The sequence below is a fragment of the Klenkia terrae genome (assembly GCF_037083865.1).
GTDB classification, from domain to species: Bacteria; Actinomycetota; Actinomycetes; order Mycobacteriales; family Geodermatophilaceae; genus Klenkia; species Klenkia terrae.
Genome location: NZ_JBAPLV010000009.1, coordinates 75,475 through 98,800 on the forward strand (window position 1 = coordinate 75,475; position 23,326 = coordinate 98,800).

Genomic DNA, 23,326 nt, shown 5'->3' on the forward strand with positions numbered 1-23,326 from the left:
CCCTGTTGCACCTGGTCGACCGCCTAGTCTTGACTGGTCTCACGTTGAGTAAGGAGTCAGGTGCGCTCCGTGTCACCACCTAGCGGCCCTAGCTCACCCCATTGGGCGTGACCTGCACTGACCATCTCGCTGACGACGGGTTCCGGACCATGTTTTGAGACGGAATTCGTAGATCCGCATACGGGGGTTTTCGATCCCCACGGTCCGCGTTCGTACCCGTGCCACCGACGTCCAGGAACCAGCATGATCGTGGAGTGACACCTGCCGAGCGAGGTACCCCGTTCATCCGGCGGTCCCCGCCTGGTCGTCCTCGGGACGCCCAGCTGAGCGCACGGCTGATGGCTGTGGCCGTGGACATCGTGGCCCAGGACGGGTGGAACCGGCTGAACGCTGATGCGCTGGCTGCTCGAGCCGGTGCTGGGAAGGCGGGCATCTACCGGCGGTGGCCGTCGATGGCGGCCCTGATGGCTGATGTGTTGTCCCAGCTGGTCCTGGTGGATCCCGATGAGGACACCGGCACGCTGCACGGGGACCTCACCGCGGTGTTGCAGCCGTGGACGCGCCCGTTGAGCGCCGCCGAGCAGGCCGCTGCGGCGTTGGTCGGCACCTGCCACCACGAGCCGGACCTGCGGGAGGCCCTGCATCGAGCCGTCGTCGTGCCCCTGGCCGCTCGGCTGCATCACCTGGCGGTTCGGCACCGTGTACCCGCCGACCGGGAGGTCGTGCTCGTCCTGGTGGCGCAGGCGTTGTGGTGGGAGCGGTACCGCACCGCCCAACCACCCCTCACCGAGGCCGCCGTGCAGCAACTGGCCGATGACGTACTACTGCCCCTCGCGCGGCCAACCCTCCTGCCTACCGACCTGCCCTGACAGCGATAGGTGGCGGCCGACGTCCAAGCAGCGGCGCCGGACACCGGACCACAGCACGCGTCGAGACGCCCAGCTTCGGCGGCTGCGCCTCAGTGCGCGGTGAGCAGATGAAGCAGTCCGCTGGCCTGGAGCGCGCGGCGAGGCGCCCGGTGGCGATCCCCGGTGACCACGACGAGTCGCTGCCCGCCCTCGAGGGCCGTCTGGTGGGCGCGGGCGAGGACCCTGAGCCCGGCTACATTCAGGAAGAACACCTCAGTCAGGTCGACCACCACGTCTGGCCCGTGTGGGCGGAGATGGGTTGTCAGGGCGGCCTGCAGTACCGGGGCGGACCCGTTGTCGATCTCCCCGGCGACAGCCACCGTCACCTGGCTGTCGCCGTTGGCCGGCATGGTGCGCACCTGAAGGTAGGCCTGGCCAGTGAGATGGGGGAACCGGTCGACGGCGCCTGGACCAGCATCGGGGTGCACGTAGTCCTTAGAAGGCATGGAATCCGCTTCCGGCGATCCGTCGCACCGCCCATCAGCGGCCAGCGGGCGCGCTACCGCGCGGCATCAGCCCAACCTTGGACTGCCGAGATCCACGCTAGTCCGCGGAGATCATCCGGGAAAGGGGGCGCACAGCCGAACAGGACGCAACCGATCACGGGGCTAGGGTTCAGCGCAGGTCGCTTCGGCGGCGCTCGTCCAACCCAGGGCGCACCCGCCACACCCCGCTGTGGCCCTCTTCGACGTGACCGCTCCTCGGGCAACGCGTCAGGACAGGTCGTGCTCTGTGTCCACCAAGCCGCCCTCCCCCGGTTCTCCCGACGACGGCGACCCGGCCGCGATGGACCAGGAAGCCCACCGCGCCGCCGACCGCGCGATCCCCTCCCCGCAGCTGGGGTCCTTCGACTCCGAGGGCCTGGACCCCCTAGGTCGGTTGCTGCTGGCATCGGAGTCGGTGGCCTCGGTGCTGCACCGCGCCGCCGCCTACGCCAAAGGCTCCATCCCCGCGGCTCAGGAAGCTTCGGTCACCTTGGCCACCGGGCCCCGGCGAGCGACGGCGGCCTGGACCGGGCTGACGGCCTTCGAGCTCGACGAGTGCCAGTACGGGCTGGGCTACGGGCCGTGCCTGGAGGCCGCCGACACCGGCCACGCGGTGCTCATCGCCGACACCGCCACCGACACCCGCTGGCCCGCTTTCGCCAATCTCGCCGCACGTCAGGGGGTGCGCAGCGTCCTGTCGGTGCCGATCCCGGTCGGGGGTACCGCCCGCGCCGCCCTCAACCTGTACTCCGCCACCGCCGGCGCGTTCAACGACCCGCTCGTGGCGGCCACCGCAGCCCACACGGCCGGGCAGACCGCCGCGGTGATCGCCAACATGCACGACCTGGAGACCGCCCGCACCGAGATCGCCAACCTGCAGCTGGCGTTGGCCTCCCGCGCCGTCATCGAGCAGGCCAAGGGCGTGCTGATGGGCATCCACGGCTACGACGCCGATCAGGCGTTCCAGGTGCTGTCCACCCGGTCCCAGCACACCAACACCAAGGTGCGCGAGATCGCCGCCCAGGTCCTCGCGCACGTACGACGAGCAGGCCCCTCGACGTAGCCGGCGACCGGCCAACGCCAGACGGTCGGCCGGTTCGGGTCAGGGGGCGCCCAGGTCGGGGGCCAACTCCTGGACGGGCAGGAAGCCATCCACAACCAGGTCGGCGATGGTGTCCACGTCGGTGTCGTGGCTGTAGGCGTGTGACCGCAGCACCGCCAAGGCGTCCACGCTGTCGATGTTCAGCCCGGCGTTCACCATGCCCATCGCCTGCCACACCCGGGCCCGCTGCCGCGCCGGTGGCGCCTCCAGCCACGCCGGCCCCGAGGGTCCCCCTCGCGTCGGGCTGATGTGCTCGCTGCTGGCGCCCAGCTGGAACACCCGGGTGACCTCCCCGCTCACCACCAACGCGTCGACCAGCGACAAGTCCCCCACCTGGTTCGGTGCGGCCAGGTACAGGTCCAACACACCGACGCTGGCCAGACCATCGCTCAGCGGCAGCGCGATCACCCCGCGGATGGGGGTCTGGGCCACCAACTCCGCGGTGAACGCCGGCCACCGCGCGGCCAGCTCGGCCTCATCGGCCACCACCGGCCGCTGCTCGGCGTGCGCAGCCAGGCACGGGCCCTCCCCCACGGTGAACTGCAGCCGCTCCGCCGTCCCCGCCATCTCGTCGCTGGCCCCCAACGGCAACCGGCGGCCCGGCGCGAAGTACAGGCTCATCCCTGCCCCGGTCACCGGCAGCACCTGCGCACACGCACCGGCCAGCCGCTGCGGTAGCAGCGCCACCTCGGGCCATTGCTCCGCCGACGCCGCCAACGCAGCACCGAACGCACCCAACACCGGCATACCACCCATTCCCCGAGCGGTGATCTCCAGGCGGTCTGGAGGGTCGGCCGGTTCACTGGGGATCACCTGTTCCCACCCGGACGCGGCGGCAACCCTGGTGCGGCCTACGCCGCAGGGCTCCGGCTGGTGCTGCGGTCCCGGCGCGGTTCCGGCGCAGGGTCAGGGTTTGGCGATGGTGGCCCACACCGTCTTGGTGGGGCCCTCGTAGTGCACCCCGTGGGCAGTGGTCAGCTCGGTGATCACCTACAGCCCGTACCCGCCGGCGCCGGTCGGTCGGTCGGTCGGTCGGTCGGTCGGTCGGTCGGTCGGTCGGTCGGTCGGTCGGTCCAGCACAAACACGCGACGCGCAGGTAGCAACTGTGGGCATCACCTTGTGGCAACTAGGTCGATAGAGCCTCGGGTTCTGGACACGGTTGTGGGCCGGATTCGGTAGGCCCACATACCGGGGTTTTCGAGCTATGCCGACCTGGTCGGTCCGAGTGTGCGGGACCAGTTTGGTGGCTTCCGCGGAGCTGACGAAAGGGGTTTAAACGGCGTCGAATGCAGCCTGGGGACCGGACGGATGGTGGTGCGCCGCCCAGAGATGGTTGAACCCCCCGGGCACCGGGCAGGCCAGGGGAGCGCGAGGAGCGCCGGGAGCCACAGCGGTCGAGCATCGGCCGTGCTCACGCGTCCCGCGATCAATCCCTGGAGGTACCCCCATGCGTGCACTCGTCTACAACGGCCCCCGCGACGTCTCGGTCCAGCAGGTCCCCGACGCAAAGGTCGAGCATCCCACCGACGCCGTCATCCGGGTCACGGCGACCAACATCTGCGGCTCCGACCTGCACATGTACGAGGGCCGCACCGACCTGGAGACCGGCATGGTCATCGGCCACGAGAACCTCGGCGAGGTCGTCGAGGTCGGGGCAGGCGTGACCAAGCTCAGCGTCGGCGACCGCGTCGTGCTGCCGTTCAACATCGGTTGCGGCTTCTGCGAGAACTGCGAGCAGGGTCGCACCGGCTTCTGCCTCACCGTGAACCCCGGCGTCGCCGGCGGCGCCTACGGGTTCGCCGGCATGGGCGGGTACAGCGGTGGCCAGGCCGAGTACCTGCGCGTCCCCTTCGCCGACTTCAACGCCCTCCAGCTCCCCGAGGACAGCGTGGAGAAGGAGAACGACTACGTCATGCTCGCCGACATCTTCCCCACCGGCTGGCACGGCACCCGGCTGGCCAAGGTCGCTCCCGGTGACTCGGTCACCGTCTACGGCGGTGGCCCGGTCGGCCTGATGGCCGGCTACTCAGCGGTGCTCCAGGGCGCCAGCGAGGTCTACGTGATCGACCACCTGGCCGAGCGTCTCGCGCTGGCCGAGGAGTTCGGCGCGATCGGGATCAACTCGAGCACGGGCGACCCGATCGAGCAGATCAAGGACGCCACGAAGGGCCGCGGCACCGACCGCGGCGTGGAGGCGATCGGCTACCAGGCACACGACAGCCAGGGCGTCGAGCAGCCCAACATGACGATGAACGGCCTGGTCGAGGTCGTGAAGGCCACCGGCACCATCGGCGTGGTCGGCCTGTTCCTGCCCGAGGACCCGGGCGCCTCCGACGAGCTCGCCAAGAAGGGCCAGCTGGCCTTCGACTACGGCACGTTCTGGTTCAAGGGCCAGACGATCGGCAACGGCCAGGCCAACGTGAAGAACTACAACCGCGCGCTGGCCCGGCTCATCCACCAGGGCAAGGCCACCCCGGCCCGCCTGGTCAGCCACAACCTGGGTCTGGACGAGGCGCCCGAGGCCTACCGGCACTTCGACGCCCGCGACCAGGGCTGGACGAAGGTCGTCCTCAACCCCACGAAGGGCTGAGACCGCCGACCGGGCGTCGGGTCGAACAAGGACCCGACGCCTGGTTGCCGTCCGCCAGTGTGAGCCGATGGAGCTCATCCGCCACCCCTGGTGGGTACGGCTGCTAGCAAGCCGCCGGGGTCCACACCCCCCCCCGGCGGTTGCACAAGGTCGTGTCAACTGACACCTGAGCGCTTGGTGGTCGTCAGACTGTGCCGCAATGCAGGCCCACCAAGGCGATGCTGGCGGGGGCGCAGTCAGCAGCACGAAGTCGCCGGGGTGGACTCCGCCGCTGCGGGCGGCGCCGTACTCGATCGTCAGAGCGGCGGGCAGGGTTGCCGCACCGGCCGATGCCAGGGTCTCAAGGGACGGCGCACGAGGGGCACCTGATCTTCCTCGCGGTGTTCCCGGCCGGGTTCGTCTACCGGACCCGTATCGCCTGACTCAGTGACTGTCCCGGGACCACCGGCCCTACCCCGCCCGTGTCGCTCAGGTAAGACACCCGCTGAAGCTGGTCCGGGTCCCGCACAAGAGGTGTGACCAAGGGTTGCTGCGATCGCCGCAACCCCAGGAGTGCCTGAGCCCTGGCCAGCAACCGCCAACCGCGTGGTCCCTCAGCTCGATCGCTCAGCAGGCGTCCCTCGTCCTGACTGCGAGGGCATTCACTAGCTTCGGGGGTACCTGTGGTGGTGCGTCCGCCCTCCACAAGCAGGACCACGCCCCTGGCGAAGCCTGCTGGTGGCGGGAATCGACATGCGACCGTGGCGGCGACCTCGGCCAAGTGCCCAGCAGAGCGGATGCAACTGCGTCGTCTCCGTGGTCGACGTCCGGATGCTGAGCTCGGCGCTGCTCAGAACCCGCAGTCGTGATCGACGCGGTAGGAGTGAAGACTTCGGTTCTTGCCTTCGCGGTCGCCCATGGCAGCGCGCCGCGGTGGGACGTTGTCGGCAGGCGCTGAGACATCCGCGAGCCGCCCGCGGCGGGCGAACCCACCGCGGGCGCCGCCTGTTCTATGCGGGCTGCTTCTCGGCGACGACGTCGAGCTGCTCGATCACGGGTGCCTCGAAGAGCACACCCGTGTTCTCGCCGAGCGCCTGTGCTACCGCCCCCGACAGGTGCGCCTGGCGCCCGTCGTCGTCGGGGAAGGCGTCAAAGATCCCGAACGAGGAGGGTCCGAACTGGATGCCGAACCACCTGACGGTCGCGGGTTCCCCCTCGACGATCGACAGCCCCTGGTTCAAGAAAGCGCGGACGTCGTCCTCCCTGCCAGGCAGCGCCTCAAGGCGCACCAGAAGGGCTTTGCTGACTTGTGTCGCCATCTCGGGTTTCTCCTTCGGTGGTTCGCGTTGTCACGATGACCGAAACGCCGCTAGGGCGGAGGATGGACCAACATTCGGGCCGACTTCTCTTGTCCAGCGTGCCGGTCCATTCGACACTGTCATGCCGATCCCCACGGCGTCCATCTGGGGATTCGTCGATGTCGGCGAGGACGCTCGCTCCAGTGACCATTTGCCACCGTGACGACCGTCTCTGCAGGTGGCCCTGGTCTCGAGCTGGTGGTCGGGAGGGCCGAGTCGACGGCCTCAACCGCCGAGGCCTCAACCTCCGAGGCCTCAACCTCCGAGGCCTGATGACTGGAACTGGCAGCCATCAGAGCATCTCGAGCGGCACCTTGCTCGATGGCGGTGGGAACATCCGGTCGAGTTCTTCCAACTCTGCGGTGCTGAAGCTGATCTCCATGGCGGCGCGGTTCTCCGTCACCCGCGCGGGAGAGGAGGCTTTCACGACAGCGAACACCTGGGGGAGTCGCAGCACCCAGGCGAGGGCCAGCTGGGCCGCAGTCGCCCCCTTGGCGCTGGCCATGTCGCGGACCGCGGGGTTCCCGAGCAGCCGACCATGATCGACCGGGGAGTAGGCCATCAGGGGCACGCCGGCCTGGCGGCATCTCGGGAGGAGGTCGTACTCGAGTCCGCGGCGGTTGAGGTTGTAGAGCACCTGATCGGTTTGCACGCGCTCCCCGCCCGGCACCGAGGCCACCTCGTCGAGGTCTCTGACGTCGAAGTTGCTGACACCCCAACCCCTGATCAACCCGGCCTGCACCAGGTCCTCGAACCCCGCCACCGTCTCGGCCAGCGGCACTCGCCCGCGCCAGTGCAGCAGGTACATGTCGAGGTGATCGGTGCCCAATCGCCGCAAGCTGGCCTGGCATGCCTCCACTGTCCCTCGTCGGGTGGCGTGGCTGGGTAGCACCTTGCCGACGAGGTAGACACTGTCCCGCCGCCCCGCGATGGCCTTGCCGACGAGTTCCTCGGCGGCGCCGTCGCCGTACATCTCGTCGGTGTCGATCAGCGTCAAGCCGCAGTCCATGCCCGTGCGCAATGCGGCCACCTCGGTGGCCCGCGTGGCGGACTGCTCACCCATGTACCAAGTGCCCAGGCCAAGTGCCGGGACTGATGCCCCATCGGGCAGGGTCACGGTGCGGATGGTGGGTGCGCTCATCGTGGAGCTCCTCAGGATGGGGGCAGCGGAAGACGCAAGGGTCCGTATGTGCCGAGCGATGCCTGTTCGGGCCGTGGTCGCACGTCGGACCCCAGGGGCGTGACGAGGCCCCGAATGTTCGTCTTTAACGCCTCGTGTATCGGGTAACCATAGATGCGGAAGCAATCCGACCCCGGGCGGCACAAAGCAGTAGGCGCTGGTTTCGGACCACGTTGTGAGCCAAATTTTGTAGGAACGCATACGGGGGTTTAAGGATCGCGGCAGCACGCTGATGTTGGTCAGCGGACCCGCTTGGGCCGGGCCAACCTTGGGCTGCAGACCCCGGCTGACCGCAGCCACACAACAGCCGTAGCGCACCATCTCCGGTCATGAGTCTCGACGACGTCGTCATCTGCTCTCCGCTGCGCACCCCGGTCGGCCGCTTCGGCGGTGTCTTCGCCGGGCTGACCGCCGCCTCGCTCGCGGCCACCGTGCTGCGCGAGCTCGCCGCGCGCAATGGGCTCGGCGAGGGCGATGTGGACGACGTCGTGCTCGGGCAGTGCTACCCCAACGGCGAGGCGCCCGCGATCGGCCGCATCGCGGCGCTGGATGCCGGGCTGGGCACCGGGGTTCCCGGGCTGCAGGTCGACCGGCGCTGCGGCTCGGGCCTGCAGGCGGTGCTCTACGCCTGCATGCAGGTGGCCACCGGCGCGGCGACCACCGTGGTCGCGGGCGGCGTGGAGTCGATGAGCCAGGTCGAGCACTACGCGCTGGGCCTGCGCACCGGCGTCCGCGGCGACGGCACGATGCTGCACGACCGGCTGGCCCGGGCCCGGGAGACCGCCGGCGGTATCCACCACCCGGTGCCCGGCGGGATGCTGGAGACCGCGGAGAACGTCCGTCGCGAGCACGACGTCGACCGGCTGTCCCAGGACGCGTGGGCGCTGCGGTCGCAGCAGCGGGCCGGCGCGGCGATGGCGGGGGGCCGGTTCGCCGACGAGGTGGTCGGGGTCGAGGCGCCCGCCACCCGCAAGGCGCCCGCCCGCACCGTGATCGAGGACGAGCACCCTCGACCGGGGACGACGATGGAGGACCTGGCCGCGCTGCGCCCGGTGATGGGCCGGGCCGACCCGACCGCCACGGTCACCGCCGGCAACGCGTCCGGGCAGAACGACGGCGCGGCGATGTGCCTGGTTACCACCCGCGAGGAGGCCGACCGGCGCGGCTGGGACCCGTTCCTGTCGCTGCGCGGCTGGGCCGTCGCCGGGGTCGCCCCGGAGACCATGGGCATCGGCCCCGTGCCCGCCGTCGCCGCCGCGCTGGCCCGCACCGGCCTGCCCCTGGCCGACATGGACCTGATCGAGCTCAACGAGGCCTTCGCCAGCCAGGTGCTCGCCTGCCTGGCCGCCTGGGAGCTGTCCGAGGCCGACCGGGAGCGGGTCAACGTCAACGGCTCCGGCATCTCGCTGGGCCACCCGGTCGGGGCCACCGGCGCCCGGATCCTGGCCACCATGGCCCACGAGCTGCGCCGCCGCGAGGGCCGCTACGCCCTGGAGACGATGTGCATTGGCGGCGGCCAGGGCCTGGCCGCGGTGTTCGAGCGGGTCAGCTGACCGGGGGCGATGCGGTCGAGCGAATCCTGGTCGCGGCCCGGATCAGTAGAAGCCCTCGTAAGCGGTCGACCGAGTTTGAGCTGGCCCGAAGCCGAGCTCGCTGCTGATCCGGCCCGCGGTCTCCAAGAGGAGTGGGATGACCTCGCGCTGGAGCTCGTCAGGGTTCGAGCGCCCCGTCGAGGTCGATGTGGCCAGCGCGGCCACGACGGTGCCGCTGCGGTCACGCACGGGGGCAGATGCTGAGAGCAGACCGGGCTCCAGTTCTTCGCTCACGATGGACCACCCCTGCTCCCGGACCAGGTGCAGCGCGTCCCGGACGGCGATGCCGTCGGTGATCGTGTTCGCCGTGAGGGCTACTGGAGGTCGCCGGGTGAGTACGTCGTCGACCACGGCCGCAGGTAACCACGCGAGCAGCACCCGGCCCATCGACGTCGCGTGCGCCGGGATCCGCGTACCGATCTGGACGTTGATGCTCATGATCCGCCGCACGGGCACCCGGGCGACGTAGACCACTTCGGCGTCGTCCAGGACCGCCAACGACGCGGATTCCCCAGTGCGCTCGGCCAGCTGGAGCAGGTGGGGCTGTGCGACGCCGATGAGCGCGTGGGACTCGGTGTAGTGCTGCCCGATCAACAGGACGCGAGGGGTGAGGGAGAACCGACCGCCGTGGGCTCGCACGTAGCCCAGCCGCTCGAGGGTGATCAGGAACCGGCGGACCGCCGGGCGGGAGAAGCCGGTCAGCTGGGCGAGCTCGGCCAGGGTGGGGTCGGGGTGCTCCCCGTCGATGGCCAACAGCAGCGCCAGGCCGCGGTCCAGCGACTGGACGTAGTCGCGGTCCGATCCCGCTGCGCCCGTCGTTTCGGTCGCCTGTTCGTCTGGGTCCTTCGCCGCCATGCCCTCAGTCTTTCCCACGTGGTGAGCAGCAAGTGCTTGACGACCGCCGTGACCGGCGGCACACTCCCCTTCACGACGCACTGCGTGCAATATGTACGCACAGCGTTCGGAGGAAGGGAGTGTGCAATGGGGCCCAGAGTCGTCCGGAACGCGTTCGGCAAGTTCGCCACCGGGGTCACCGTCGTGACGTGCGCCAAGGACGACGGCGTCCCGCACGGGGCCACCGTGAACGCCTTCACGGCGGTGTCCCTAAATCCGGCGCTGTGCCAGGTGACGCTGACCCGCCAGTCGAAGGCATGCGCCTACCTGGAGGGCGCGCCGTTCGCGGTCAACGTCCTGTCCGCCGACCAGGTCGACGTGGCCTGGCACTTCGCCGGCCGACCGGCCGACCCCGCACCCGAATGGGCGCAGGGGCCGACGAGCCCGGTCCTGCTCGGCAACGCGGCCACCATCTCCTGCCAGCCGTGGCGCACCTACGACGGCGGCGACCACCTCATCGTCATCGGCGAGGTCACCGACATCGACGTCAGCGACCGGGATCCGCTGCTGTTCTTCGGCGGCAAGTTCCGCGAGCTAGGCCAGCCCCGCCCCAGCGCGCACTGGGGCGCCTCCCTCGACTCTCCCGAGAGTGGCTGGTTCGACGCGGCCACCACCTTCACCGCCCTCCCGGCGCACCGCGACCGAGTCGCCTCCTGATCTGCCAGCCGCAACGGCTGGCCACCGGGAACGAGGCGCGACCGGTCCCCGACCGGAGGCGCTCAGCACGAGCACCACCCCACCGAAAGACCGAACACCCGTCTCCACCGACGAAGAAGGGTTTCCTCGTGACGCTGCAGGAAGACCGCCCGATCGCCCCGACCACGGGCGCCATCGATCTCGACAAGCCCACCGCCACCCGCCCGATGACCGGTGACGAATACATCGAGAGCCTCAAGGACGACCGCGAGGTGTGGATCTACGGCGAGCGGGTCAAGGACGTCACCACCCACCCCGCGTTCCGCAACCCGGTGCGGATGACCGCCCGGCTCTACGACGCCCTGCACGACCCGACGCAAAACCAGAAGCTCACCGTCCCCACCGACACCGGCAACGGTGGGGTCACCCACCCCTTCTTCCGCAGCCCGCACTCGGTGGAGGACCTGCTCGCCGACCGTGACGCCATCGAGGGCTGGGCCCGGATGAGCTACGGGTGGATGGGCCGCAGCCCCGACTACAAGGCCAGCTTCCTGGGCACCCTGGGTGCCAACAGCGAGTTCTACGCACCCTTCGAGGACAACGCGAAGCGCTGGTACAAGGAGTCCCAGGAGAAGGTCCTCTACTGGAACCACGCCATCATCAACCCCCCGGTGGACCGCAACATGTCCCCCGACGAGGTCGGCGACGTGTTCATGCGCGTGGAGAAGGAGACCGACGCCGGCCTCATCGTCTCCGGCGCCAAGGTCGTGGCCACCGGCTCGGCGATCACCAACTACAACTTCATCGCCCACTACGGACTCCCGATCAAGAAGAAGGAGTTCGCCGTCATCTGCACGGTGCCGATGGACGCACCGGGCGTGAAGCTGATCTGCCGCACCTCCTACACCCAGCAGGCCGCGGTCATGGGCAGCCCCTTCGACTACCCGCTGTCCTCCCGCATGGACGAGAACGACACGATCTTCATCTTCGACAAGGTCCTCGTACCTTGGGAGAACGTCTTCCTCTACGGCGATGTCGAGAAGATCAACGGCTTCTTCCCCGTCTCCGGGTTCATCCCCCGGTTTACCTTCCACGGCTGCATCCGCCTGGCCACCAAGATCGACTTCATCGCGGGGTTGCTGCTCAAAGCCCTGGAGATCACCGGCAGCAAGGACTTCCGCGGGGTGCAAACCCGGGTCGGGGAAGTCATCGGCTGGCGTAACACCTTCTACGCCCTGGCCGACGCCATGGCCCGCAACCCCGACAGCTGGGAGAACGGGGCCCTGCTCCCCAAGCTGGACTACGGGTTGACCTACCGGATGCTCATGATTCAGGCCTATCCCCGGATCAAGGAGATCATCGAGTCCGACGTCGCCAGTGGGCTCATCTACCTGAACTCCCACTCGATGGACTTCAAGACCCCCGAGATCCGGCCCTACCTGGACAAGTACGTCCGGGGCTCCAACGGCTACGACGCCGTGGACCGGGTCAAGGTCATGAAGGCCCTGTGGGATGCCGTGGGCAGCGAGTTCGGTGGCCGCCACGAGCTCTACGAGCGCAACTACTCGGGCAACCACGAGAACGTGAAGGCCGAGCTGCTCTTCGCCGCCGAGGCCCAGGGCACCACCGGGGCCATGAAGGGCCTGGCCGAGGCCTGCCTCAACGAGTACGACCTGGACGGCTGGACCGTGCCGGACCTGATCGGCAACGACGACGTCTCCTACTTCAGGAACCGCCGCAACTGACCCACAGCTCGGCACTTCCGCCAGAACCACAGCGCCACAAGCACCCGGGTGATCACCCCCCACCACTCCCGACTGGAGCCTGCAATGACTACCACCGACAACGCCGTCGAGCAGTCGGCCCTCGACCAGAGCGCCGCCGCCACCTCGCCCACCGCCTCGGACTCCGGCGCCTCGGCCAGCGCCTCCTTCCGCTCCACCAGCCAGTACTCCGGCGCCGGTGCCGTCACCAACGCTGCCCGGGTCGATGCCCTTGCCCGCGCTCTGCTGGGAGCAGTGCACCAGGTGATCCTCGACCACGAGGTGACCTACCCGGAGTTCCAGACCGCCAAGAAGTGGCTGATGGATGTCGGTGACGGCGGAGAATGGCCGCTGTTCCTCGACGTGTTCGTCGAACATGCCGTTGAGGAGGTCGCCTCCCGCACCCAGACCGGTACCAAGGGCACGATCCTTGGGCCCTACTACCTGCCCGAGCAGGTGCAGCTGACCTCCCCGGCCACGCTGCCGGCCCGCCCGGACGAGCAGGGCACCCCACTGCTGTTCCGCGGGCAGGTCACCGACACCGACGGGACGCCGGTCCCCCACGCTGTCCTCGACATCTGGCAGGCCGACGAGAAGGGCTACTACTCCGGGTTCGCCCCCGACATCCCCAGCGGCAACCTGCGGGGCGTGGTCACCACCGACGACAGGGGCGTCTTCGAGATCTCCACCATCCAGCCCGCCCCCTACCAGGTGCCCACCGACGGCCCCACCGGCGCGCTGATCTCCGCCGCCGGCTGGCACCCCTGGCGCCCGGCCCACCTCCACCTGCTTGTCAGCGCCGAGGGCCACCGCACGGTGACCACCCAGCTGTACTTCGCCGGCGGGGAGTACCTGGACTCCGACGTCGCCGAGGCCACCAAGCCCGAGCTGATCCTGGACCCCACCGACGTCGGTGACGGCACCCGCCAGGTCACCTACGACTTCGTGCTCGAGCGCAACTGACCCTCGAAAGATCTGCGGGGCACCCGGCCGGCCGGCCGGGTGCCCCGCGCCAGCGCTGAGGAGACCCTTCATGCACGACCTGACCATCGACCGCGTCGAGACCGCCATCCTGGACGTGCCCCTCGTGCGCCCGCACCGCTTCGCGCGCACCGGCATGACCGCCCAGCCCCTGCTGCTGGTCACCATCCGCACTGCTGGCGGCGCCAGCGGCGTCGGTGAGGGTGTCGTCCCCGGCGGTCCCTGGTGGGGCGGGGAGTCGGTGGAGACCATGCAGGTCATCATCGAGAACTACCTCATCCCTCAGCTGATCGGCCGACGAGTCGATGACATTGCCGGGATCTACCAGGCCATGGACGACGTGGTGGCCAACAACCTCTACGCCAAAGCAGCTGTCGAGGTCGCACTACACGACGCATGGGGTCGGGCGTTGGGCGTCCCCGTCCACACCCTGCTGGGCGGACTGGCCCGCACCGCCATCCCGGTCACCTGGGCGTTGGGCACCGAGTCGGCCAGCGAAGTCATCGCCGAAGCCCAGGCCAAGCTCGACGCCGGCCTGCACACCTCCTTCAAGCTGAAGATGGGCGCTCAGGAACCTGCCCAAGACGTCGCCCGCATCGTCGAAGTCACCGAGAAGCTGCGCGGCAGCGCCGGCGTGCGGGTCGACATCAACGCCCGCTGGGATCTGCAGACCTCCCTACGATGGCTACCCCACCTCGCCGACGCCGGCGTCGAGCTGATCGAGCAGCCGGTGCCAGGCCCGGAGTTCGAGTGGCTCGCCGAGATCAACGCCGCCCTGCCCATCCCCGTCATGGCTGATGAGAGCCTGCGGACCCCCGGCGACGCGCTCCGCCTGGTCAAGCACCGAGCGGCCGACGTGTTCAGCCTGAAGACCACCAAGTCCGGTGGCCTGCGACGCACCGCAGCCATCGCCTCGATCGCCGCCGCCGCCGGTGTGCCCTGCCACGGCGGAACCTCCATCGAGGGCCCAATCGGCACCACCGCCTCCCTGCACCTGGCCTGCGCGTCCCCCGCGGTCACCGCCGGCAGCGAGCTGTTCGGCCCGCTGCTGATGAGCGAAGGGCTGCTCACCGAACCGCTGCGCTACAGCGACGGGCAGCTGCACCTACCCGAAGGCCCCGGACTCGGCGTGGACCTCGACCCCGCTGCGGTCGCCCGGTTCACCCGGGCGTGACCCTCCAGCCGACCGACGCCCAGGAGGCATCGTGCTCTTCCACGTCCGGATGGACGTCGCCATCCCCCGCGACCTCGACCCCGACGAGCGCACCGAGCTCGTGACCACCGAGAAGGCCCGCGCCCTGCAGCTGCAGCGCGAGGGCACTTGGGTCCACCTGTGGCGGGTGGTGGGCCAGTACTCCAACATCTCGATCTTCGACGTTCCCGACTCCACCGCCATGCACAACCTGCTGTGGTCCCTGCCGCTGTTCCCGTTCATGACCGTTCAGGTCACCGCCCTCACCGAGCACCCCTCGGCGCTGTCGGCCAACCCGTCCCCATGACCTCCGCCCACCCCGAGCACCCCCCGGCCATCCACGACGCCGACAAGTCCCCGGCGAATCTGTGGTGGGGGCTGAACGACATCCCCGCCGACTGGGGCCCGTGCGTGGTCACCGTCGGCGTCTTCGACGGTGTGCACACCGGCCACCAACAGCTGCTGCGCACCGCAGCCGCACACGGAGACCGGTTGGGCCTGCCCGTCGTCCTGCTGACCTTCGACCCCCACCCCGCCCGGGTAGCCGGCCCCGCCCGGGACACCTCGGCGCTGACCAGCCCCCAGCGGCGCGCCGACCTGGCCGGCGAGAGCGGCATCGACCGGGTCCTCGAACTCGCCTTCGACCAGGATCTCGCCGGGGAGACCGCCGACTCCTTCGCCCGCCGCGTACTGGACGACGGTCTGCACGCGATGTCCATCGTGGTCGGTGAGGACTTCCGGTTCGGCTCCCGAGGACGAGGGGACGTCGCCCTGCTGCGCGCACTGGGCCCCGAACTCGGCTGGACGGTGACCGCGGCCCCGCTGCACCCCCACGCGGGAGTCCGCTGCTCCTCCACCAGGGTCCGACAGGCCCTGGCCGCCGGCGACGTGCTCGGCGCCGCCGACATGCTCGGCCGACCCCACCGCCTGGAAGGCAACCTGCTCGCCGCGGGCGGGACTGCCGGCAGCGTGCTGCACCCCAGCGACCCCACCGCGGCCATCCCGGCCCCCGGCCTCTACCGAGTCGGCGTCACCCGCGCCGTCGCCGGGCCCGGGCCGCTGCTGCTCGTCCAGGTCACCGACCGCGATCAGGTACTGGTCCCCCTCCCCACCCCACGACCGGGCACGGCGTGGTCGGGGCCGGTCGGCCTGGACTTCCTCGAGCCCGCGTGAGCCACACGCCCACGCCGGACTCGATGGCCGACCTCCAGCGCAGGATCGCGGTGCTCGAGGACCGCGAAGCCATCCGCGAGCTCGACGCCCGCTACTGCAGGTACCTCGACCAGGGACAGTGGGACGAGCTCGCCGATTGCTTCACCCCGGACGGCACCTTCGACGGCCTGTCGGTGGTCCGTGGCCGATCCGATCTGGTGCGGTTCTTCGCCGGCCTTGCCGACGGGGGCCTGACCACCTTCTGGCACCACATCTCCAACCTGGAGATCACGGTGCACCCCGGCGCGGACGACGCCCACACGACGTCACTGCTCTGGCAGCCCTGTGTCGTGGACGGCGTCCCGCACGTGGCCGCCGGTCGCTACCAGGACACCCTCACCCGCACACCCAGCGGCTGGCGCTACCAGGTCAAGCAGGTCCGCTTCTCCTACTTTGCCCCCCTTAACCAGGGTTGGGACGACCACCGGTTCACCCTCGACAGCGCCCGGGCCGCCGCACTCCCCCGGCCCAACGCCTTCGGCAGGTCCGGAGCCCGAACATCCGACGGCGCACCGACCCCACCAGCAGAGCCGACACCGACGAGGAACCCATGACCACAGCCCCGCTGCACCACGTCATCGACGGCCCCACACGCGCACCCGTGCTAGTGCTCGGCCCCTCCCTCGGCACCAACCTCCATCTCTTCGACGCCCAGGCCGCAGCCCTGTCCGACCAGTTCCGGGTCGTGCGGTTCGACCTGCGCGGCCACGGCCGCAGCCCCGTCGTCGTTGGGCCCACGACGATGGCCGACCTCACCGGCGACGTCCTGGCCCTCCTCGACCAGCTGGGCGTCGGCACCTTCCACTACGCCGGGGTGTCCGTTGGGGGTGCGATCGGGCTTGAGCTCGCCCTTAACGCCTCCCCCCGCCTGAGCACGCTCACCGTGATCGCCTCAGCCGCCCAGTTCGCCGACCCGCCGTCCTGGCCGGTCCGGGCCGCCAAGGTCCGCGCCGAGGGCACCGAGTTCCTCATCCCGTCGCGGACCGGTGCGTGGTTCACCCAGGATTTTGCCGCGCAGCACCCCGACGAAGCAGGCCGGCTGCTCACCATGCTCCGCGACACCCCACCCGACGGCTACGCCGCCACGTGCGATGCCATCGCGGTCTTCGACGTCCGGGACCGCCTGCACGAGATCACCACCCCCACCCTGGTGATCGCCGGCGCGGAGGACCCGGCCACCCCGCTGCCCATGGTCCGAGCGATCGCCGACGGCATCGAGGGAGCGGCGTTCCAGTCCATCCCCGAGACGTCGCACCTGGTCAGTGCAGAGGCACCCGACGCCGTCACCGGCGTAATCCGTGGCCACCTCCAGGCCAACAGCTGACCCGGTCGGCTGCGACGCCTCACCTTCGATCGCCAAGGCAGGAAGCATGGACAAGGTCGTCGCCAGTGCTGCCGAGGCGTTGGCCGACATCGCCGCTGGCTCGTCGTTGGCCGTGGGCGGTTTCGGGTTGTGCGGGGTGCCGATAGCTGATCGACGCCCTGCTCGCGCAGGGCGCGGACCGGCTGACCACGATCAGCAACAACTGCGGCGTCGACGACGCCGCACTCGGGGTGCTGCTCTACGCCGGCCGGATCACCCGCACCATCTCCTCCTTGGCATGCTGATCGAGGCGCTGATGGACCTACGCGCGTCCCTCACTCGGGATATCGCCGCATCCCAGCGCGCCCTAGCTGGCTCTACCCCTGACTTGCTACACGACTATGCCTCAAAGCCAGCCCCCTGCCACAGGGGTCCTGTCCCACCGAGCCATCACCGCCCTCGGGAGCTTGGTCAGACTGGCGTGACTCTCGGGTGCGTTGCGGGCCGGCTGGCGCGGGACCGCACCCGGAGGTCCCCCGCGGAGGACGCCGTCCCCCGTGCACCAACGTTGGTAGGGGTAGCGCGCTGTGCCGCCGAGGCCGCCCGGGTTGAGATTGACCGCCGGTGCGGTCAGCGGACCAGATGCGACATCATCGCCGTCCCTGCGATGGTGCGTAGCCGTACCGCCGCTGGTGGGCGGCGGCGAAGCGGCTGGCACTGGAGAAGCCCCACCGGGCCGCGACCTCTCCGATCAGCAGCTGACCGTCCTCCTCCAGGTCCCTCCGCGCCCGCTGCAGGCGGACGTCGACGAGGTGCTCAGTAGGTGAGCATCCCATCCAGGATCGGAAGCCCTCCTGCATGCGCCGAACGCTGGTGCCGGCCAGGGCGGCCATCTCGCCCACCGTCCACGCTCGCGCCGGATCCTCGCGGATCGCGTCGACCACGCGCGTGATCGCGCGCGGACGGGCTACTGGGCCCCGCCCCAAGTCGGGGTAGCTGGCCAGCAGAAAGCCGGCAGCCATGGCACCGGCGAGTTGCTGCTGCACCGCTGGCTGCTCGACGAACAAGGTGGGCTCCCGCAGGTGAGCCACGAGGCTGCCTCCTAGCTGCCGCCAACCGTGGGCTGCCCCGTTGTGCAGGTCGAGTTGCTCAGGGAGCACCGCAGCTGCTCGACCCAGACCCGTGCCCAGGACTCGCTCGGCCTCGCGGTCCAACCAATCGCTGTCGAACTTGACCCCCAGGACCGTGCAGGTGGCATCCCAGTGGCTGATCAGCGAGGGCGTATCGGCACGGAAGATGGTCGCTTGACCGGCGACCGAGGTGACTGAGCCGTGCCGCCCGCGGCTGACCAGATGGCCCGTCAGCGGCATGTTGACCTCATAGGCGCCGGGGTATGCGCATTCGATCTGGACGTCGGCTCCCCAGCCCACATGGCCGATGAGCACGGGCCCCAAGTCCAGCGTCTGCAGCGTCAGTCGGCTCTCGATCTGGGCGCCGAGGACCGTCAGCTCATGAGGGAAGTAGGCCGCGGCAACGTCTCGGGAAACACGCTCCCAGTCTCGAGGTGCCGCGCTACGCCGTGCGCGCATGGCGACGACGGTACCTGGACTTACGTGACTTGGATCTCTGTCGCAATCGGTATCGCGCCCGCGTACATCGTGTCGTGAGCTTGTGATCTGCGACTTACGTTCCGGCGAGTTCAAGGCCGAACCGATGAGAAGGGTCAGTCGATGACGACGACCAGTGAGACCACCACTCCCGACCGCTCGTGGATCGCGGACATCACGATGACCGAGCTGGAGCGCAACCCGTACCAGGCCTACGAGCGCCTTCGTCAGGAGGCGCCGCTCGCCTTCGTGCCCGTGCTCGGGTCCTACGTCGCATCCACCGCCGACATCTGCCGCGAGATCGCCACCAGCCCCGACTTCGAGGCTGTGATCACCCCTGCTGGCGGCCGGACCTTCGGGCACCCAGCGATCATCGGCGTGAACGGCGACATCCACAGCGACCTGCGCGGCATGGTCGAACCGCAGCTGCAGCCCGTGGAGGTCGACAGGTGGGTCGATGACCTCGTCCGCCCGATCGCCCGCCGCTACCTCGAGGCCTTCGAAGCCGATGGGCACGCCGACATCGTCACCCAGTTCGCCGAGCCGGTCAGCGTCCGCTCCCTTGGTGACCTGCTGGGCCTGCAGGACGTCTCCTCGGACAAGCTGCGCCAGTGGTTCGGGCAGCTGTCGCGGTCCTTCACCAACGCCGCGATGACCGAGGACGGCGAATTCGTCAACCCCGACGGGTTCGTCGAAGGCGACGTCGCCCGCGCCGAGATCCAGGCGGCAGTCGACCCGCTGATCGACAAGTGGATCGAGGAGCCGGCCGAGACAGCCATCTCCCACTGGCTGCACGACGGCATGCCCCCGGGGAAGACCCGGGACCGGCAGTACATCTACCCCACGATCTACGTGTACCTGCTCGGCGCGATGCAGGAGCCCGGGCACGGGATCGCGTCCACCCTGGTGGGACTCTTCAGCGAGCCCGAGCAGATGGAGGAGGTCGTCGACGACCCGACCCTCATCCCCCGCGCGATCTCCGAAGGCATGCGGTGGACATCCCCGATCTGGTCGGCCACCGCCCGCATCAGCAAGGTCCCGGTGACGATCGCTGGGGTCGACCTCCCTGCCAACACCCCGGTGATCCTGTCCTACGGATCGGCCAACCACGACACGGGTGTCTACGACGCCCCCACCCGGTACGACATCAAGCGCCCCCCACTGCCGCACCTGGCCTTCGGCGCCGGCAACCACGCGTGCGCTGGCATCTACTACGCCAACCACGTCATGCGGATCGCTCTCGAGGAACTCTTCGAGGCCATCCCCAACCTCGAGCGCAACACCTCCACCGATATCGAATTCTGGGGCTGGGGTTTCCGCGGGCCCACGAGCCTGCCCGTCGACTGGGAGGTGTAGTGGCCTTCACCGCAACGGTCGGCAACCAACAGGTCTCCTGCGGTGAAGACCAGTCGATGCTGGACGCCTTCCTCCGAGCCGGCGTCTGGATGCCGAACTCGTGCAACCAGGGCACCTGCGGCACGTGCAAGCTGCGAGTGGTCGACGGAGACGTCGACCACGGGGACTCCCCTGCTGACACGCTGACCGCAGAAGAACGAGAGGCCGGGTTGGCCTTGGCCTGCCAGGCCAGGCTCCGCTCGGACTCGGTCGTCGAGACCCTGGGTGGCGCAGTGGGGGGCGGCATCACGCACCCCCTTCGTGACCTGACGGCCACCGTGCTCAGCAACGACGAGATCGCCCGGGACACCCGGCGTCTGCTTCTCGAGCTGCCCGAGCCCCTCGCCTTCCACCCCGGGCAGTACGTCGAGCTCACCGTGCCCGGCACACAGCTGCGTCGCCAGTACTCACTGGCCAACACCGCCGATGAGGACAAGGTGTTGGAGCTGCACGTCCGCTCGGTCTCCGGCGGCGCTGCAACCGAACGGTGGATCTTCACCAGCATGGCCGTTGGTGACCAGATCCCCGTGACGGGCCCGCTCGGTGACTTCTTCCTACCCGCCGAGGATTCCGACGACGGCGGACCAATGGTGCTCATCGGCGGGGGAACGGGGCTGGCCCCGCTGATCGGGCTGGCCCGCACTGCTCTTTCCCGCGACCCGGGACGGCGTGTCCTGCTCTACCACGGAGTCCGAGGCGTCGACGACCTCTACAACCTCGACCAGATGGCAGAGCTGACCAAGGTCTACCCCGCGTTCACCTTCGTACCGGTGCTGTCACACGAGGCACCGGCCGCGGAATCCGTCCACCGAGAAGGTTTCCCGACCGACCACTTCATCGAGGACGTGGACTCCGCACGGGGATGGTCCGGCTGGCTGTGTGGGCCGCCACCGATGGTGGAGGCCGGAGTCAGAGCATTCAAGCGACGCCGCATGGCCCCCCGCATGATCCACCGGGAGAAGTTCACCCCCGCCACCGACTGACCGGCGTCATCACCTGTGGAGACCCTGGCTCACCGCAGCACCTTCACCGGTGACGATGGATTGGATGCCGACGGCCGACGCCGCCCCCGCCAGACACCCAACGCTGATTGAAGGACAAGATGCACATCCTGACCGTGGCCTACGGGCAGCCGATTGACCCGGCGGCCTTCGACGCCCACTACGAATCCACGCACCTTCCGCTGGCGCAACAGGTGCCCGGCGTGCGCAATCTGCGCGCCCTGCAGGGAGCCTCGCTCGATGACAGCCCTGCGCCCTACCACTTGGTCGTCGAACTCACCTTCGACTCCCTCGAAGATCTCAACGCCGGCCTGTCCTCCCCCCAGGGCCAAGCCGCCGCCGGTGACGTCGCCAACTTCGCCGACGGAGGCGCCACCCTGTTCATCCAGCACGACTGACCTACTCTTCGCCGACGTATCCCGGACCCGAGCCATCGGGTCCGGGATCGACCATGCCCTGAGTTCCCACAAACGGTCCGCATCCAGAACGAGCCGCTAAGACCCCTTGGCGTCACCCACGGCTCGCCAGGGCGGATCACATGAGCACCACTTTCCTGCGCAGCACCTTTGCGCCGCACATGGGCCACCCCCCGCAGAGCCCAGCAATCTGTTGGGTCTCCTTCACATCACGAGGTCGCAAATATGCCGTACGAGGTGCAGGGCGTCGTCGCCCTCAGCAAGGGTGCCCCCGTCTCGCTGGAGACGATCCTGATCCCCGACCCGGGTCCGGGTGAGGCGATCGTCGACGTGCAGGCGTGCGGGGTCTGCCACACCGACCTGCACTACCGGGAGGGCGGGATCAACGACGAGTTCCCGTTCCTGCTCGGCCACGAGGCCGCCGGCGTGGTCTCGGCCGTGGGCGAGGGCGTGGAGAACGTCGCCGTCGGCGACTTCGTGATCCTGAACTGGCGCGCGGTGTGCGGAACGTGCCGGGCGTGTGCGAAGGGCAAGCCCTGGTACTGCTTCGACACCCACAACGCCACCCAGAAGATGACGCTGAAGGACGGCACCGAGCTGTCCCCGGCGCTGGGCATCGGCGCGTTCGCCGAGAAGACCCTCGTCCACTCCGGGCAGTGCACCAAGGTCGACCCGGCCGCCTCCCCGACCGCGGCCGGGCTGCTGGGCTGCGGCGTGATGGCCGGCGTGGGTGCCGCGATCAACACCGGCGGTGTGGGCCGCGGCGACACCGTGGCCGTGTTCGGCTGCGGCGGGGTCGGCGACGCCGCGATCGCCGGCGCCCGGCTGGCCGGCGCGGCGAAGATCATCGCCGTCGACCTGGACGACCGGAAGCTCGAGTGGGCGAAGGGCATGGGCGCCACGCACACGGTGAACTCCCAGGAGACCGACGCGGTCGCCGCGATCAAGGAGCTCACCGGCGGGTTCGGCGTCGACGTCGCCATCGACGCCGTGGGCCATCCGGCGGTCTACCAGCAGGCCTTCGACGCCCGCGACCTGGCCGGCACCGTCGTGCTGGTCGGTGTGCCGAACCCGACGATGGAGATCACGCTGCCGCTGATCGACGTCTTCGGCCGCGGCGGTGCGCTGAAGTCCTCCTGGTACGGCGACTGCCTGCCCAGCCGGGACTTCCCGATGCTGATCGACCTGTACCTGCAGGGCCGCTTCGACCTCGACGCGTTCGTCTCCGAGACCATCGGCATCGGCGACGTCGAGGCCGCGTTCGCCAAGATGCACCACGGCGACGTGCTGCGCTCGGTGGTGGTCCTCTGATGCCGCCCGCAACCTAAGCCGCCGCCAGTTCCGCCTCCCGCCTTCGCCACGCGTGGGTAGCGACGGGGCGGGCTGCGATATCAGCCGTACGACCCAACGGGCTCGACGGGGACCTGTGGACCGTGCAGCAATAGGTGCGACCCGGACCAGGAGCACCGACGTGGCTCTCAGTTTCGGCACGAGTTGTGGGACGAATTCCGTCGACTCATATACCGGGGTTTCTGGTCCGCATCCGAGCGACGACGGTCACCCCGCCGGCATCGACGCGATGCCCACCGCGCTGTCCGACAGACCTACCGTGCGATCTGAGGTCCGTCGGCGTGGATGCACGGACTGCCTGTCGCCGGGCGGCATGTCGCGGGGGTCGTGGACTGCGCCGCCCGCGCAGCCGTGCAATCCGAGGATTTCACCTCGCGGCCT

At 69.5% G+C, this 23,326-nt stretch carries 22 protein-coding genes; 16 read left to right on the top strand and 6 right to left on the bottom strand.

Annotated features, from left to right (window positions below):
- The first annotated feature begins 344 nt into the window (after positions 1 to 344).
- Positions 345 to 869 (top strand): TetR-like C-terminal domain-containing protein, encoded by a 525-nt coding sequence (locus tag UXQ13_RS10120; protein ID WP_263639412.1) that lies wholly within the window; start codon positions 345 to 347, stop codon positions 867 to 869.
- A gap of 89 nt (positions 870 to 958) precedes the next feature.
- Here UXQ13_RS10120 and UXQ13_RS10125 read toward each other — a convergent pair whose 3' ends face one another.
- Positions 959 to 1,258 (bottom strand): STAS domain-containing protein, encoded by a 300-nt coding sequence (locus tag UXQ13_RS10125; RefSeq protein WP_225235908.1) that lies wholly within the window; start codon positions 1,256 to 1,258, stop codon positions 959 to 961.
- A gap of 382 nt (positions 1,259 to 1,640) precedes the next feature.
- On the opposite strand from UXQ13_RS10125, the gene UXQ13_RS10130 reads away from it, so the two are divergent.
- Positions 1,641 to 2,456 (top strand): GAF and ANTAR domain-containing protein, encoded by an 816-nt coding sequence (locus tag UXQ13_RS10130; RefSeq protein WP_225235909.1) that lies wholly within the window; start codon positions 1,641 to 1,643, stop codon positions 2,454 to 2,456.
- 39 nt (positions 2,457 to 2,495) lie between these two features.
- Here the strand turns inward: UXQ13_RS10130 and UXQ13_RS10135 are convergent, their stop codons facing one another.
- Positions 2,496 to 3,131 (bottom strand): GAF domain-containing protein, encoded by a 636-nt coding sequence (locus tag UXQ13_RS10135; protein WP_225235910.1) that lies wholly within the window; start codon positions 3,129 to 3,131, stop codon positions 2,496 to 2,498.
- 812 nt (positions 3,132 to 3,943) lie between these two features.
- Here UXQ13_RS10135 and UXQ13_RS10140 point away from each other — a divergent pair.
- Entirely contained in the window at positions 3,944 to 5,086 is a 1,143-nt protein-coding gene (locus UXQ13_RS10140; RefSeq protein WP_225235911.1) for a glutathione-independent formaldehyde dehydrogenase, read from the top strand.
- Between the two features lie 989 nt (positions 5,087 to 6,075).
- Here the strand turns inward: UXQ13_RS10140 and UXQ13_RS10145 are convergent.
- A complete protein-coding gene (locus tag UXQ13_RS10145) occupies positions 6,076 to 6,384 on the bottom strand; it encodes a putative quinol monooxygenase (protein ID WP_163613160.1) in 309 nt (102 codons plus the stop codon).
- Between the two features lie 331 nt (positions 6,385 to 6,715).
- On the bottom strand, positions 6,716 to 7,564 hold the full coding sequence (locus UXQ13_RS10150; protein ID WP_225235912.1) for an aldo/keto reductase: 849 nt from the start codon (positions 7,562 to 7,564) through the stop codon (positions 6,716 to 6,718).
- A gap of 368 nt (positions 7,565 to 7,932) precedes the next feature.
- Between UXQ13_RS10150 and UXQ13_RS10155 the strand changes: the two genes are divergently transcribed.
- On the top strand, positions 7,933 to 9,156 hold the full coding sequence (locus UXQ13_RS10155) for an acetyl-CoA C-acetyltransferase (RefSeq protein WP_225235913.1): 1,224 nt from the start codon (positions 7,933 to 7,935) through the stop codon (positions 9,154 to 9,156).
- Positions 9,157 to 9,198: 42 nt separating this feature from the next.
- Here UXQ13_RS10155 and UXQ13_RS10160 read toward each other — a convergent pair whose 3' ends face one another.
- Entirely contained in the window at positions 9,199 to 10,131 is a 933-nt protein-coding gene (locus tag UXQ13_RS10160; protein WP_225235914.1) for an IclR family transcriptional regulator domain-containing protein, read from the bottom strand.
- A 45-nt stretch (positions 10,132 to 10,176) separates the two neighbouring features.
- On the opposite strand from UXQ13_RS10160, the gene UXQ13_RS10165 reads away from it, so the two are divergent.
- The 8 genes from UXQ13_RS10165 to pcaD all read left to right on the top strand — a co-directional run bounded on the left by UXQ13_RS10165 (position 10,177) and on the right by pcaD (position 17,197).
- Positions 10,177 to 10,746: a flavin reductase family protein gene (locus tag UXQ13_RS10165; RefSeq protein ID WP_225235915.1), complete on the top strand. Its 570-nt coding sequence runs from the start codon at positions 10,177 to 10,179 to the stop codon at positions 10,744 to 10,746.
- A 128-nt stretch (positions 10,747 to 10,874) separates the two neighbouring features.
- Positions 10,875 to 12,470 (top strand): 4-hydroxyphenylacetate 3-hydroxylase family protein, encoded by a 1,596-nt coding sequence (locus tag UXQ13_RS10170; protein ID WP_225235916.1) that lies wholly within the window; start codon positions 10,875 to 10,877, stop codon positions 12,468 to 12,470.
- An 84-nt stretch (positions 12,471 to 12,554) separates the two neighbouring features.
- Positions 12,555 to 13,451 (top strand): dioxygenase family protein, encoded by an 897-nt coding sequence (locus UXQ13_RS10175; RefSeq protein ID WP_225235917.1) that lies wholly within the window; start codon positions 12,555 to 12,557, stop codon positions 13,449 to 13,451.
- Between the two features lie 70 nt (positions 13,452 to 13,521).
- The gene (locus UXQ13_RS10180) at positions 13,522 to 14,643 is read left to right on the top strand and encodes a muconate/chloromuconate family cycloisomerase (RefSeq protein WP_225235918.1); all 1,122 of its coding nucleotides are present in this window, start codon (positions 13,522 to 13,524) and stop codon (positions 14,641 to 14,643) included.
- A 31-nt stretch (positions 14,644 to 14,674) separates the two neighbouring features.
- On the top strand, positions 14,675 to 14,968 hold the full coding sequence (locus UXQ13_RS10185; RefSeq protein ID WP_336392236.1) for a muconolactone Delta-isomerase: 294 nt from the start codon (positions 14,675 to 14,677) through the stop codon (positions 14,966 to 14,968).
- The gene (locus UXQ13_RS10190; RefSeq protein ID WP_336392237.1) at positions 14,965 to 15,834 is read left to right on the top strand and encodes an adenylyltransferase/cytidyltransferase family protein; all 870 of its coding nucleotides are present in this window, start codon (positions 14,965 to 14,967) and stop codon (positions 15,832 to 15,834) included. Before UXQ13_RS10185 ends, UXQ13_RS10190 begins: the two co-directional genes overlap by 4 nt.
- Positions 15,831 to 16,427 carry a nuclear transport factor 2 family protein gene (locus UXQ13_RS10195; RefSeq protein WP_225235921.1) on the top strand — a complete coding sequence of 199 codons (597 nt, stop codon included), beginning with the start codon at positions 15,831 to 15,833 and terminating at the stop codon, positions 16,425 to 16,427. The genes UXQ13_RS10190 and UXQ13_RS10195 overlap by 4 nt, the downstream gene beginning before the upstream one ends.
- A complete protein-coding gene (gene pcaD, locus UXQ13_RS10200) occupies positions 16,424 to 17,197 on the top strand; it encodes a 3-oxoadipate enol-lactonase (RefSeq protein ID WP_225235922.1) in 774 nt (257 codons plus the stop codon). Before UXQ13_RS10195 ends, pcaD begins: the two co-directional genes overlap by 4 nt.
- Before the next feature lie 629 nt (positions 17,198 to 17,826).
- On the opposite strand, the gene UXQ13_RS10205 is transcribed toward pcaD, so the two are convergent.
- Positions 17,827 to 18,765 (bottom strand): AraC family transcriptional regulator, encoded by a 939-nt coding sequence (locus UXQ13_RS10205; protein ID WP_225235923.1) that lies wholly within the window; start codon positions 18,763 to 18,765, stop codon positions 17,827 to 17,829.
- 141 nt (positions 18,766 to 18,906) lie between these two features.
- Between UXQ13_RS10205 and UXQ13_RS10210 the strand changes: the two genes are divergently transcribed.
- The 4 genes from UXQ13_RS10210 (at position 18,907) to UXQ13_RS10225 (ending at position 22,906) form a co-directional block, all read left to right on the top strand.
- Positions 18,907 to 20,139, top strand: coding sequence for a cytochrome P450 (locus UXQ13_RS10210; protein WP_225235924.1), 1,233 nt, complete (start codon positions 18,907 to 18,909; stop codon positions 20,137 to 20,139).
- Positions 20,139 to 21,161 carry a 2Fe-2S iron-sulfur cluster-binding protein gene (locus UXQ13_RS10215; RefSeq protein ID WP_225235925.1) on the top strand — a complete coding sequence of 341 codons (1,023 nt, stop codon included), beginning with the start codon at positions 20,139 to 20,141 and terminating at the stop codon, positions 21,159 to 21,161. The genes UXQ13_RS10210 and UXQ13_RS10215 overlap by 1 nt, the downstream gene beginning before the upstream one ends.
- 107 nt (positions 21,162 to 21,268) lie before the next feature.
- On the top strand, positions 21,269 to 21,577 hold the full coding sequence (locus tag UXQ13_RS10220; RefSeq protein ID WP_225235926.1) for an EthD family reductase: 309 nt from the start codon (positions 21,269 to 21,271) through the stop codon (positions 21,575 to 21,577).
- Positions 21,578 to 21,820: 243 nt separating this feature from the next.
- Positions 21,821 to 22,906, top strand: a complete 1,086-nt coding sequence (locus UXQ13_RS10225; protein ID WP_225235927.1) for an S-(hydroxymethyl)mycothiol dehydrogenase — start codon at positions 21,821 to 21,823, stop codon at positions 22,904 to 22,906.
- Positions 22,907 to 23,326: the final 420 nt, after the last annotated feature.